This is a genomic window from Pseudomonas sp. IT-P395, assembly GCF_949767675.1.
Classification (GTDB): domain Bacteria; phylum Pseudomonadota; class Gammaproteobacteria; order Pseudomonadales; family Pseudomonadaceae; genus Aquipseudomonas.
Genome location: NZ_CATKPW010000019.1, coordinates 34,685 through 49,237, shown reverse-complemented (window position 1 = coordinate 49,237; position 14,553 = coordinate 34,685). Strand labels below are relative to the sequence as shown.

Genomic DNA, 14,553 nt, shown 5'->3' with positions numbered 1-14,553 from the left:
CTTGCAATGCGATCCCCTGTTGGCGGGGCGCCACGCTGCGATCTTTTGATCTGCAAGGCCTTCACATTCCACCAACAATTCCTCGCTTCCACGCCTCGCGACCCTATGGCAACTTGGCGGCCCTTGACGAGGCTGCAACCCATGGCAAACCCCTACCGCGAATTGTTCAACGCCCCCGGTGCACGCAATTTTGTGCTGGCCGGAATGATCGCGCGCATGCCGATCTCCATGACCGGTATCGGCGTGATCACCATGCTCTCGCAGTTGAAGGGCGGGTATGCGCTGGCCGGTGCGGTGGCGGCGACGTTCGCCCTGGCAACGGCGTTCTGTGCGCCACAGGTTTCGCGGCTGGTTGATCGCTTCGGTCAGGGGCGGATTCTGCCGGTATCGGCATTGATCGGCGGCGGGGCGCTGTTGATGTTGCTGCTGTGCACGCGTTTGCAGGCACCGACCTGGACGCTGTTCGTCTTCGCCGCGCTGGCCGGGTGCATGCCGAGCATGTCGGCGATGGTGCGGGCGCGCTGGACGGAAATCTATCGCGGCCAGCCACAACTGCAGACGGCGTACGCGCTGGAGTCGGTACTCGATGAAGTCTGCTTTATTGTCGGTCCGCCGCTGTCGGTGGGCTTGTGCGTGGCGGTGTTCCCCGAGGCCGGGCCGCTGGCGGCGCTGTTGGCGCTGGCGATCGGCGTGACGGCGTTTGTCGCCCAGCGCAGCACCGAGCCGCCGGTGCATCCGCACGCCCTCGAGCACCACGGCTCAATCATTGGTTCGACGGACATTCAGCTGTTGCTGGCGTTAATGATCGCCATGGGCGTGATCGTCGGTGTGGTCGATGTCGTCAGCGTCGCGTTCGCTCAGCAACAGGGGCAACCGGCGGCGGCGAGCATTGTGCTGTCGGTGTATGCCATCGGTTCGTGTCTGGCCGGGATTGCGTTTGGGGCGATGCGCTCGAAACTGCCGTTGCCGCAATTGTTTCTGTATGGCGGGGTGGCGACGGCAGTGACGACGCTGCCACTGTTGCTGGCGAGCAATATTATCGACCTCGCGCTGGCAGTATTCATTGCCGGCCTGTTCTTCGCGCCAACCTTGATTGTCGCGATGGCACTGGTCGAACGCATCGTGCCGCCGGCCAAGCTCACCGAAGGGCTGACCTGGCTGGTGACTGGTTTGAGTATCGGCGTTGCCATTGGCGCCGCTGGTTCGGGCGCGCTGGTCGATGCTTTCGGCGCACGCAGCGGCTTTTGGTTGGCGATTGCTGCCGGGGCAGTAGTCCTCGCGTCGGCGGTGCAGAGTTTCCGTCATCTGAAGTGATCGGCCAACCGACTAATTCCCGCGTCACCTCATCCGTTCTCTTTTACAGATAACCCTATTGAGGTAAACGCGGTGACAAAGCTGACACTGCTGTGCCTGCCCTATTCGGGCGCCAGCGCCATGGTCTACAGCCGCTGGCGGCGCCAACTGCCGTCGTGGTTGCACCTGCAACCGGTGGAATTGCCCGGGCGCGGTGCCCGATTCGACGAACCCCTGCAAATCGACATGCGTGCACTGGCCCGGCAATTGGCCCGCGAGCACAAGCCCGGCTTGCAAACGCCTTACGCGCTGTTCGGGCATAGCCTCGGTGCGCTGCTGGCGTGCGAGCTGGCACATGCTTTTCGCGAGCTCGGTGCGCCGGAGCCGGTGGCGCTGTTCGCTTCCGGCACGGCCGCGCCGACCCTGCGCAGTGACTATGATCGCGGCTTTGCCGAAGCGCGCAGCGATGAGGAATTGATCGATCAACTGCGCACTTTTCAGGGCACCAGTGAAGAAGTGCTGGCCAACAAAGAGCTGATGAGCCTGACCCTGCCGGTGCTGCGCGCCGACTTCATGATGTGCGGGCGTTTCACACCGGCGCAGCGGCCCTTGCTCAATTGTCCGGTGCACGTGCTGGGCGGCAAGGAAGACCGCGCGACCACCGAGCAACTGATCGGCTGGAGCAAGGAAACCCTGGGCAGTTTTTCCGTGGACATGATGACCGGTGGGCACTTCTTCATTCATGAGCACGAAGCCCGGGTCATTCGCACGATCAAGACCCATCTGGAAGTCCATCACCGCCGTCATGCCCAGGCAGCGGCGCCGGCCTTTTAGCGCGGTTCACCTATCGAGTGATTACAGGAGGCCAGTCATGGCTGTTGCTGTGGGATTTTCCGTTCGGCCACTGCTGCCGCAACGGGGGCGCTTGCCGTTGTTGGTGGAAGCGACCGATGCGGACACTGACTTGCTGGCAGTGTTCGATGAATTGAAAGAACTGGTGGACGAGCATCTGCTGCGCGACGGCGGGGTACTGTTTCGCGGTTTCCGTCTGAACGGTGCCGAACAGTTCCGGCAGTTCGCGGCGAGTTTTGGCCATCCGCTGTTGAACTATGAATTCGGCTCGACGCCGCGCACCAACGTGACGCAGGGCGTGTACACCTCGACCGAATACCCGGCGCACCAGAGCATTCCGCTGCACAACGAGCAGGCCTACTCCCGCGACTGGCCGATGAAAATCTGGTTCTACAGCATGATCGCGGCAAAGTCCGGTGGCGAGACGCCGATTGCCGACAGCCGTGAAGTCTATCGGCGTGTTCCCGCGGCGATTCGCGAGCGCTTCGTCAGCAAAGGGCTGATGTATGTGCGCAACTTCGGCAACGGGTTGGATGTGGCCTGGGAAGACGTGTTCGACACTGACGATCGCGAGGTCGTCGAGGCCTACTGCAAGGCCCACGGCATTGTCTGCGAATGGAAGGATGACGGTGAACTGCGCACCCGCCAGACCTGTCAGGCGGTGGCGGTCCATCCGGTGACCGGTGACAACGTCTGGTTCAATCAGGCGCACCTGTTCCACATTTCCAACCTGCAAGCGGAAGTGCGTGAAAGCCTGTTGGACATTGTCGACGAAGAAGACTTGCCGCGTAACGTTTACTACGGTGACGGCTCGGCGATTGAAGACGAGGTGCTGGCGCAGATTCGCGCGGTGCTCGATGAGTGCGCGATCAGCTTTCCCTGGCAGGAGGGCGATGTGCTGATGCTCGACAACATGCTCTCGGCGCACGCGCGTTCGCCGTTCGAAGGTCCGCGTAAAGTGATTGTCGCCATGGCTGAGGGGCATTCACAGGGTCCGCTCTGAGCAATTCCCACGTCTGTTGGTAAAGCTGCCGAAGCCGGTCTCGTACCGGCTTCGGCATTTGTGTGTCTACCGTCGAGCCGCTGTTGCGCCAGCGCGCTAAATCATCGCGTTTGTCATTCGTTCTTGTTGATACGACCGGGTCTCCTGGTCACGCCGCCGATCAGCAAGGACCCCATGCATGAATGCCGCAGACGCCCAGAAACTAGCCCGTCGTTTTATCGAACTGCCACAGGACAAACGCCGTTTGTTCCTCGCCGGTATGGCCCGTGAGGGCATCGATTTTGCGCAGCTGCCCATGACTGCCTGTGACGGGATCGCCGAGCGAGACGGACTTTCGTATGCCCAGCAGCGGATGTGGTTTCTCTGGCAACTGGACCCGCACAGCGCTGCTTACAACTTGCCAATGGCGGTACGTCTTACGGGAGACTTGCAAGCGCAGGCGCTGGAGCAGGCGTTCAGTCAGTTGGCGGCGCGGCACGAGTGCTTGCGCACCACCTTCGGTCAGGATGGTGAGCGCGCGGTTCAGCGCGTCGCTGAACCGCGGCCGTTGAAACTGGCGATCACCGATCTCAGTGCGGTGCCCGAAGCCCAGCGCTGGCCGCTGGCGCAACAGCACATGATGGCTGAGGCCGGTCAAGCCTTTGATCTGGAGAATGGCCCGCTGCTCAGTCTGCGCCTGTTGCGCCTGGCCGAGCAGGAGCATGTGTTGCTGCTGACCTTGCACCACATCATCGCCGATGGCTGGTCGATGAACATTCTCATCGATGAGTTCATGCGCATCTATGACGCACGGGTGGCGGGGCGCGAGCCGTCGTTGCCGGCGCTCACCGTGCATTACCGCGATTACGCGTTGTGGCAACGCAGTTGGCTGGAGGCCGGTGAGCGCGAACGTCAGCTGGATTACTGGCGTACGCAATTGGGCGCCGAGCATCCGGTGCTGGAGCTGCCGACCGATCGTGCCTATCCGGCGCAATCCAGTCATCAGGGCGCGCGTCTGGAAACGGTGATCGACGCAGCGCTGCGTCAGGAGCTGAAAAGCCTTGCCCAGCGTCAGGGCGTGACACTGTTTGTGGTGTTGCTGGCCGCGTTCAAAACGTTGCTGCATCGCTACAGCGGCCAGACCGATATTCGCGTTGGCGGGCTGATCGCCAACCGCACCCGCAGCGAAACCGAAGGGCTGATCGGCTTCTTCGTCAACACGCAGATCCTGCGCAGCGAAGTCACCGCGCAAACACGTTTTGCCGATCTGTTGCAGAACCTGCGTCAGGCCGCACTCGGCGCGCAGGTTCATCAGGATCTGCCGTTCGACGCCTTGATCGAAGCCTTGCAACCGGCGCGCAGCCAAAGCCACAACCCGCTGTTCCAGGTGATGTTCAACCACCAGCCGCTGGTGACCGACTTGCAGCACGTGCAACTCGAGTCCGGTTTGCAGGTGGGCTATTTGACTGAGGAGCAATTGGCCGGCAGCGGTCGCCAACATGCCGCCACCAGCGACCTGATGCTCGACACCCGCGAGGAGGGCGAGCAGTTGTTCGCGGCCTTCACCTACGCCACCGATATTTTTGATGCCGCAACCATCGCTGCGATGGCCGGGCATTGGCGCAACATCCTCGCGTCCGTGTGCCGTGATCCGCAGCAAATCGTCGGCGAAGTCGAACTGCTGGCGGAGACTGAACGTGCACAACTGATTCAAGTCACCAAGGCAGAACCGGTTTTCGCCAGTGTGCAGACCCTGTTCGAAGCGCAGGTGGCGCGCACGCCGCAGGCAGCGGCGGTGATTCTCGCGACCGAGCCGTCGCCGTCACTCAGCTATGCCGAGTTGAACACCCGCAGCAATCGTCTGGCCCATCAGTTGCGCACTCGCGGTGTCGGCCCTGACGTGCTGGTCGGCGTGGCGCTGGGGCGCTCGCTGGAACTGGCAGTGGCATTGCTGGCGGTGCTCAAGGCCGGCGGCGCTTACGTGCCGCTGGATCCGCAGACACCGGCCGAACGTTTGCGCCACGTGCTCGATGACAGTGGCCTGAAACTGCTGCTGACCGATCGCGAAAGCCTCGCCAGCCTGCCGGATCTGGATGACGTCGATTGCCTGTGTCTGGAGCAGTTGGCCGACAGTGATCCTGCCGACAATCTGCCTGTGACGGTCGCCGCGCAAAACCTCGCCTACGTGATCTACACCTCAGGCTCGACCGGCCGCCCGAAAGGCGTCGCGGTCAGTCATGGCGCGTTGAGCGAGTTCATCGCCCGCGCCATCGATTACAGCGACTTGCGCGAAGGCGATCGCGTTTTGCAGTTCGCCACCAGCAGCTTCGACGGCTTCGTCGAGCAGTTTTTCCCGCCGCTGTGTCACGGTGCCGCAGTCGTCCTGCGTGATGCGCGGTTGTGGGACAGCGCGGCGTTGCATCAGGTCATTGTCGAACACGGCATCACCCTGGCTGATCTGCCGGCCGCTTATTGGTATTGGCTGGTGCAGGAATACGCCGCTAATCCACCGGCCGGTTTCGCTGCGCTGCGGCAGATTCACGTCGGCGGCGAGGCGATGGCGGTTGACGGTTTGCGCCTGTGGCAACAGGCCGGTTTGGGCCATGTGCGCTTGCTCAACACCTACGGGCCGACCGAAGCCACGGTGGTTTCGACCATTCACGACTGCACCGCGCTGACGGCCGACGCCGTGTCGTGGCGCGGCATCCCGATCGGCCACGGTCTCGACGCACGCCGCCTGTACGTGCTCGACGATGATTTGAACCTGCTGCCACAAGGCGCGGTGGGCGAGTTGTACATCGGCGGGCCTGGCCTGGCGCGGGGTTATCACCGCCAGCCGACCCTCAGCGCCGAGCGCTTTATCGCCGACCCGTTCGCCGACGGCCAGCGCCTGTACCGCACCGGCGACCGCGCGCGACTGCGACTTGACGGCGCCGTGGAGTACATCGGCCGGGTCGATCATCAAGTGAAGATTCGCGGTTTCCGCATCGAACTGGGCGAAATCGAATCGCGCCTGCAGCAATGCCCCGGCATCCGCGAGGCGGTGGTGCTGGCAGTTCCGCTAAGCGGTGGTTTGCAACTGGTGGCCTACGTGGTCAGCGATCCGGCGGTGCTGCAAAGTGCAGCGACGCAAACGGCGTTCCGTCAGCAAATCCGCGCGGCGCTGCAAGCCAATCTGCCGGATTACATGGTGCCGGGCCATCTGCTGTTGCTGGCGAACCTGCCGCTGACACCGAGCGGCAAACTCGATCGCAAGGCCTTGCCGGCACCGGATCCGAGTCAACTGCAAGGCGACTATCGCCCGCCGCAAACCGATACCGAGCAACAACTGGCGCAAATCTGGGCAGAGGTCCTGCAAGTGGCACGGGTCGGTCTGGATGATCACTTCTTTGAACTGGGCGGCCATTCGCTGCTGGCCGCGCAGGTGATCGCGCGCATCAAAACTCAATTGGGCGTGGTGTTGCCGCTGCGCAGCCTGTTCGAGAAACCGCTGCTGGGTGAACTGGCGGGGGTGCTGGCGCAACTGGCTGACAGTGCAACGAACGACGACTGGTCCGATATGGATCAGTTCATGAATGCTTTGCAAGGAGAAGAAGTATGAGCGGCACCATGGCGGAACGTATCGCGAAGAGGTTCGTCGGCTTGCCGCTGGAACAGCGTCGGCTGTTTCTGGCCAAGCTGCGCGAGGACGGCAAGGACTTCAGCCTGTTGCCGCTGCCGGTCAGTCGGCACGATGTCGCGCCGATTCCGTTGTCGTTCGCTCAGCAGCGTCTGCTGTTTCTCTGGCAACTCGAACCGCAAAGCGCCGCCTACAACATGGCCGCCGGCCTGCGCCTGAACGGGCGTCTGGACGAAGCGGCGCTGCAGCGCTCCTTCGATCACCTGGTGGCGCGCCATGAGGTCCTGCGCACGGTGTTCCAGACTGACGGTGATCAGCCACACCAGGTCATCCTTGATCAGCAACCCCTGGCCGTGGAACGCATTGACCTGACCGGGCTGCCGCCGTCAGAGCGCGAGCAGGCGTTGGCGCAACAGGTGCAGAGCGTCACCGCACGGCCATTCGATTTGCGCCACGGGCCGCTGCTGCGCGCCAGTCTGTTTGCGCTGGCCGACGGAGAGTTCGTGCTGGTGGTGAGCATGCACCACATCGTCTCTGACGGCTGGTCGATGGACGTGATGGTCAAGGAATTCGTCCAGTGCTATCAGGCGTTCAGCCTCGAACGCGAACCGCAATTGCCAGCGCTGGCGCTGCAATACGCCGACTACGCGATCTGGCAACGCCGCTGGCTGGAGGCCGGCGAGGGCGAACGGCAACTCGATTACTGGCGTCAGCAACTGGGTGAAGAACACCCGCTGCTGGAAGTCGCGCCGGACTTTGCCCGGCCACTGACGCAAAGCTTCGAGGGCCAGACCCTGAGTTTTGATTTTGGTGCGCCGCTGTCCCTGCAACTCAACGCCTTTGCCCGTAGCCAGGGCATCAGTCTGTTCATGCTGGTGCTGGCTGGGTTCTCGTTGTTCCTGTCGCGGCAGGCCGGGCAGCGTGACATTCGCGTCGGCGTGCCGAATGCCAACCGTGGCCGTGCTGAAGTCGAAGGGCTGATCGGCTTTTTCGTCAACACTCAGGTGCTGCGATGCGAGGTGGATGAACGCGGCAGTTTCGAGGATTTGCTGGCGCGGGTGCGTGAAGCCGCGTTCGGTGCGCAGGCGCATCAAGAGTTGCCGTTCGAGCAACTGGTGGACGAGTTGGTGGCAGAACGCACCTTGGGCCACAACCCGCTGTTCCAGGCCAAGTTCAACCAGAACGTCGGTATGCAGAAGCAGCGTTCGATGGCGCTGCCCGGGCTGAGCGTGGCCGAGTATCCGCTGGACAAGGATGGCACTCACTTCGATCTGGCGCTGGACATTACCGATGACGGCACGCTGATTCACGGCCAGATGACCTATGCCAGCGACCTCTATCGGGCGGAAACCGTCGAAGCTTTTGTGCCGGCCTTGCTCGGTCTGTTCAGCGAATTGCTGAAAGCGCCGCAAGCGCCGTTGCACAGTGTTGCGCAGATCTCGCCAGCGCCACTCCCGGCACCCGCCGAACCGGCGTTGTCGGTGTTGCAGCACTGGGATCGTGAGGTCGCCCGCCAGCCTGAAGCGCTGGCCGCGCGCGACCTGAATCAGGCTTTGAGTTATCAGGTGCTGGATCAGGCGGCCAATCGGCTGGCCCATCATTTGCGCGCCCAAGGCGTGCGCGATGGCCAGCCGGTGGCGGTGCTGATGGAGCGTTCGCTGGACTGGCTGACTTCGGTGCTGGCGATCTTCAAGGCGGGTGCGGTGTACATGCCGCTGGACGTCAAAGCGCCGGACGCACGTTTGCAGCAGATGCTCGGCGCTGCGAAAGCACGGCTGCTGTTGTGCGCCGACGGCGATGCACGCGTGTCCGCGCTGGCGGTCGATGGTTGTCAGGGCATCGCCTTTGCAGCGCAGCAGTGGCAGTCCATGCCGGACACTTGCCCCGCCGTGACGCTGTGCGCGCAATCACCGGCGTATGTGATTCACACCTCCGGTTCCACCGGGCAACCGAAAGGTGTACTGGTCAGCCATGGCGCGCTGGGCAGTTATGTGCGCGGTGTGCTTGAGCGACTGGCGCCGACAGCGGACGCCAGCATGGCGCTGGTCTCGACCATCGCCGCCGACCTTGGTTTTACCGTGCTGTTCGGTGCGCTGTGTTCGGGACGACTGCTGCATGTCTTGCCGGAAGAATTGGGCTTCGATCCGGACCGGTTTGCCGAGTACATGGCCAGGCATCAAGTGGGCATGCTGAAAATCGTCCCGGGCCATCTGGCCGCGTTGCTGCAGGCCACGCGGGCTGCCGACGTGCTACCGGAACACGCGCTGATCGTCGGCGGTGAAGCATGCTCGCCAGCGCTGGTCGAGCGCGTGCGCGAGCTCAAACCGGGCTGCCGCATCATCAACCACTACGGGCCGAGCGAAACCACGGTGGGCGTACTGGCCCATGAAGTCGGTGATCTGACCCTGACGCGCAGCGTACCGGTCGGTAGCGCACTGGCCGGCGCTCACGTTTACGTGCTCGACGATGTGCTGAACAACGTTGCCGATCAGGTGGCCGGCGAGTTGTATATCGGTGGTGACAGCGTCGCGCTGGGCTACCTGAATCAGCCAGGGCTGACCGCCGAGCGCTTCCTGCCGGATCCGTTCGGCGCGCCGGGTGCGCGGGTGTATCGCAGCGGCGACCGAGTACGCCGCAATCGTCAGCAAACGGTGGAATTCATCGGCCGCGCCGACGATCAGGTCAAGGTGCGCGGTTATCGCGTGGAACCGGCGGAAGTCGCGCGGGTGTTGCTGGGCCTGGACGGCGTCAGCGAAGCGGCGGTGCTGGCGCTGGCACTGGATGACGACCCGACGCGTCTGCAACTGGTTGCGTGGTGTGTACCAACGGCGGGGCTGACCTTGCAGGCGCAGGCGCTGCGCGAGCAATTGCAGGCGTGCCTGCCGGACTACATGGTTCCCACACAGATTGTGTTACTGGAAACATTGCCGCTGACGGCCAACGGTAAGCTCGACAAACGTGCCTTGCCGGTGCCGGGTGTGGTCACTCAACACTTCGTCGCACCAGTGGGTGAAATCGAAGAAAAACTCGCGGCGATCTGGGCCGACGTGCTCAAACTGGAGCGCGTGGGCAGCACCGACAACTTCTTCGAACTGGGCGGCGACTCGATCCTCAGCCTGCAAATCATCGCTCGCGCCAAACGCCAGGGCATCAAGCTGAGCCCCAAGCAACTGTTCGAAAAACAGACCATCGGCCAACTGGCCGCTGTGGCCAAGCTGATCGAAGCCAAACCCGTCACGGCTGCGGTACCGGCCGCTCGCGGACCGTTGCCATTGCTGCCGATTCAGGCACGGTTCTTCGCAACCGCGATTGCCCAGCGTCAGCATTGGAACCAGTCGGTGATGCTGCAGCCGACCACACCGCTCGACGCCGCGCCTCTGCGCACAGCGCTGGCGGCGCTGATCGAACAGCACGAAGCATTGACGCTGAATTTCCAGGCCTGCGGTGATATCTGGCAGGCAATGCCGCAGACCCAACGTGATCCGGAGCTGTTGTGGGTGCGCGAACTTGCCAGCGTGGACGCTTTGCCGGCACTCGCCGACGACGCCCAACGCAGTCTCGATCTGCAACAAGGGCGTTTGGTGCGGGCGGTGCTGGTGAATCTGCCGAACGCTGAGCAGCGCCTGTTGCTGGTTATTCATCACTTGGTGGTGGATGGCGTGTCGTGGCGCATTCTGCTGGAAGATCTGCAGCACGCTTACACTGCGCTGGCGGCGGGCACGCCGCTGGTCTTGCCGGGCAAAAGCAGCTCGCTGCACAGTTGGGCCGAACATCTGCATCGTTACGGGCAGAGCGCAGCGCTGACCGCTGAAAGTGGTTACTGGCGGCAAACCCTGGAGGCGAGCGACGCGCAACTGCCACGCGATTTCCCCCAGGACACCCAGACCCGCGAACAGGCGGGCCGCGCCAGCTCGCGCCTGAGCCAGACACTGACCCACAAACTGCTGAAAGTGGCGCCAGCGGCGTATCGCACGCAGATCAACGACCTGCTGCTGGCGGCCCTGGCGCGGGTGTTGTGTGACTGGAGCGAACAGCCTTCGGTACTGATTCAGCTCGAAGGTCATGGCCGTGAGGACCTGTTCGACGACATCGACCTGAGCCGCACCGTGGGCTGGTTCAGCAGCTTGTTCCCGGTGCGCCTGACACCCGAAGCTACGCCGGGTGCGTCCCTCTGCGCGATCAAGGAGCAATTGCGTGCGGTGCCGGGCAAAGGCATCGGATTTGGAGTGTTGCGTTACCTGAGCCAATCCGCCGAGTTGCAGGGATTGCCGCAGCCGCGCGTGACCTTCAACTACCTCGGCCAGTTCGACGGTGCGTTCAACGCCGACGCCGGCGCGCTGTTCGTGCCGAGTGGTGAAAGCACCGGCGCCAATCAGGACGCGGCTGCACCGTTGGGTAACTGGCTGAGCGTTGATGGTCAGGTCTATGGCGGTGAGCTGGAATTGACCTGGACCTTCGGCACCGGCATGTATCGCACAGAAACGGTCGAGGCGCTGGCCGAGGCCTATCGTCGCGAGCTGGAGCGTTTGATCGAGCATTGCTGCGACAGTGGCGAGGCGGCTGTGACGCCGTCGGACTTCAGTCTGGCAACACTGACCCAGGCACAGCTGTCGGCGCTGCCGATCCCGGCCCGCGACATCGTCGACCTCTATCCGTTGTCGCCGATGCAGCAGGGCATTCTGTTCCACAGCGTCAACGATCCGGACAGCCCGGCGTACACCAATCAATTGCGCGTCGATGTGCAACACCTCGACGCCGAGCGTTTCCGGCAGGCCTGGCAGCAAACCGTTGATGCCCACGAGATCCTGCGCACGGCATTCGTCTGGCCACAGGATGCCGTCGCGGCGGTGCAAGTGGTTCGTCAGAGTGCGCAGATGCCATGGCGCATGCAGGACTGGCGCGGTCGTGCTGACATCGGTGCGGCGCTGGAGCAACTGGCCAGCGAGGACTTGGCCAGCGGTTTCGACCTGACCGGCGCGCCGCTGTTGCGGGTGACGCTGGTGCGCACGGGTGAGGCTACGCATCACCTGATCTACACCTGCCACCACATCCTCATGGACGGCTGGAGCACCTCGCAGTTGTTCGGCGAAGTGCTGCAGCGTTATGCCGGCCTGACCCCGGCGGTCGGGCAGGGGCGTTATCGCGATTACATCGAATGGCTGGGTCAGCGTGATCAGCAGGCCAGTCGTGATTTCTGGACGACAGCCCTCGCTGATCTTGATGAGCCGACGCGTCTGGCCAGTGCCGTGTCGGGCGGGCAGCACGCGGCCAGCGGTTACGCCGATCACGAGCATGTATTCAGCGAAACCTTGACGGCGGACTTGAACCGCTTCGCCCGCGAGCAGAAAGTCACCCTCAACACCTTGGTGCAAGCGGCGTGGCTGGTGCTGTTGCAGCGTTATACCGGGCAGGACCATGTGGCATTCGGTGCCACCGTCGCCGGGCGTCCGACGGATTTGCCGGGCGTCGAGCAGCAGATCGGTCTGTTCATCAACACCTTGCCGGTGGTCGCGGCGCCGTCCGCCGAGATCGTCGTCAGCCAGTGGCTGCAACAGGTGCAAGACGTCAATCTGGCCTTGCGCGAGCACGAACACACGCCGCTCTACGACATTCAGCGTTGGGCCGGTGCGGGTAACGGTGCGTTGTTCGACAGCATTCTGGTGTTCGAAAACTACCCGATGGCCGAAGCGCTGCAACAGGGCCCGGCCACGGGGCTGACGTTCTCGGCGATTCGTCGTCAGGAACAGACCAACTACCCGTTGACGCTGGTGGCGGTGACCGGGCGTGAACTGAGCCTGGGGATCAGTTACGACCGGGCCAGTTTCGATGCGGCCGCAATCAGCGGTTTGAGCGCGCAACTGCAGAGCCTGCTGACGCAGTTCCTCGCCGATGCCTCTCAGCCGTTGGGTGCGCTGCAATTGCTCGCAGAGCCGCAGCGTCAACAGGCTATCGCCTGGGGCAAGGCCGACGTTACGGCAACGGACGCGCGCACAGTGCTGGAACATCTCGCTACGCAGGTGCAGCGTCAGCCACAAGCACATGCGGTGCTGTTCGCCGAGCAACGGATCGATTATCAGAGCCTCGATACCCGGGCCAATCGCCTGGCGCACCAGCTACAAACACTGGGCGTCGGGTCGGAGGTGCGGGTCGGGGTGTGCATGCGCCGCACGCCGGACATGCTCGTGGCGCTGTTGGCGATCCTCAAGGCGGGTGGCGCCTATGTGCCGCTGGATCCGGACTATCCACAGGAACGCTTGTTGCACATGCTCGACGACAGCCGCGCCGCCGTGCTGATCACCGAGCCGGCCGCACTGGCGCTGTTGCCTGAGACTTTGAGCGCGAAGGTGCTGTTGGTGGAAGAGGGCGCGTTGAGCGCGTTCCCGACAACGGCACCGCTGGTGAATGTCACTGCGCAGAATCTGGCGTATGTCATCTACACCTCCGGCTCCACCGGCAAACCGAAAGGCGTGGCCATCACCCATGGCAACCTGTCGGCGTTGATTCAATGGTCGGCCGGGGTCTATCACGAAGACCAACTGCGCGGTGTGCTGGCCTCGACGTCGATCTGCTTCGACCTGTCGGTCTGGGAAATCTTTGTCACCCTGGCCTGCGGTGGTTGCCTGGTGCTGGCGGACAATGCGCTGGCGCTGGCCGATTTGCCGGCCCGCGAACAGGTCACGCTGATCAACACGGTGCCGTCGGCGATTGCCGCGCTGCAACGGGCCGGGCAGATTCCGCATTCGGTGGCGACCATCAATCTGGCCGGCGAACCGCTCAAGCAAAGCCTGGTCGACACGCTCTACGCGAGCACGTCGGTGCAGTTGGTCTACGACCTCTACGGGCCGTCGGAGGACACCACCTATTCGACCTTCACCCTGCGCACACCCCAGGGGCAGGCGAACATCGGCCGACCGTTGCCGAACACCGTGGCCTATCTGCTCGACAGCCAGTTGCAAGTACTGCCGAGTGGCGTGCCTGCCGAGTTGTACCTGGGCGGTGCCGGTGTCACCCGGGGTTATCTGCTGCGCGCGGCACTGACCGCCGAGCGCTTTGTGCCGAATCCGTACGCCAGCAACGGCGAGCGCCTGTACCGCACTGGCGATCTGGTACGCCAGGGCAGCGATGACAACATCGAGTACATCGGCCGGGCCGACCATCAGGTGAAGATTCGCGGATTCCGTATCGAGCTCAGCGAAATCGAAGCACGCTTGCTGGAGCAGAACGAAGTCCGCGAAACCGTGGTGCTCGCGCAGGACGGTGCCGCCGGTAAACACCTGCACGCCTACGTGGTGGCGCAGGCAGTGGTCGATCAAACGGTGTGGGTGGAACGCTTGCGCAGTGCACTGGCCAGTCGCTTGCCAGCGCACATGGTGCCGGGCCACGTGCACCTGATCGACGCCATCCCGCTGACCCCCAACGGCAAGCTCGATCGCAAGGCTCTGATGGCCTTGGGCGACGGCCCGACGCAGCAGCATTACCAACCGCCGCAAAGCGATTTGCAGTGGGAAGTGGCGACGATCTGGCAGGAAGTGCTGGAGGTTGAGCAGGTGGGCCTCGCGGACAACTTCTTCCAGCTTGGCGGGCACTCGTTGCTGGCGACGCTGGTGGTGACCCGGATCAAGGAGCGTCTGGGCGACAAGGTGCCGCTCAAAGAGCTGTTCGAAACCGACACCCTCAAGGCGTTCTGTGCGCGAATCGAGGCCTTGCGCGTCGAAATGTCGCCCGTTCAGGATGAATTGGCTAAATCCCTGGAGGCCCTCAAACGTCTATCCCTCGATGATCTGGAAAAACTGATTTCTTGAGAGGG

At 63.2% G+C, this 14,553-nt stretch carries 5 protein-coding genes; all 5 read left to right on the top strand.

Annotated elements, in window-relative coordinates; all coding sequences use genetic code 11:
- The first annotated feature begins 141 nt into the window (after positions 1 to 141).
- Positions 142 to 1,314 carry an MFS transporter gene (locus ACM6IN_RS15030; protein WP_414916283.1) on the top strand — a complete coding sequence of 391 codons (1,173 nt, stop codon included), beginning with the start codon at positions 142 to 144 and terminating at the stop codon, positions 1,312 to 1,314.
- A 72-nt stretch (positions 1,315 to 1,386) separates the two neighbouring features.
- Positions 1,387 to 2,127: a thioesterase II family protein gene (locus tag ACM6IN_RS15025; RefSeq protein WP_007917127.1), complete on the top strand. Its 741-nt coding sequence runs from the start codon at positions 1,387 to 1,389 to the stop codon at positions 2,125 to 2,127.
- A 37-nt stretch (positions 2,128 to 2,164) separates the two neighbouring features.
- The gene (locus ACM6IN_RS15020; protein WP_414916282.1) at positions 2,165 to 3,148 is read left to right on the top strand and encodes a TauD/TfdA family dioxygenase; all 984 of its coding nucleotides are present in this window, start codon (positions 2,165 to 2,167) and stop codon (positions 3,146 to 3,148) included.
- 178 nt (positions 3,149 to 3,326) lie between these two features.
- The gene (locus ACM6IN_RS15015) at positions 3,327 to 6,728 is read left to right on the top strand and encodes an amino acid adenylation domain-containing protein (RefSeq protein WP_414916281.1); all 3,402 of its coding nucleotides are present in this window, start codon (positions 3,327 to 3,329) and stop codon (positions 6,726 to 6,728) included.
- A complete protein-coding gene (locus tag ACM6IN_RS15010) occupies positions 6,725 to 14,548 on the top strand; it encodes an amino acid adenylation domain-containing protein (RefSeq protein WP_414916280.1) in 7,824 nt (2,607 codons plus the stop codon). Before ACM6IN_RS15015 ends, ACM6IN_RS15010 begins: the two co-directional genes overlap by 4 nt.
- Positions 14,549 to 14,553 lie beyond the last annotated feature (5 nt).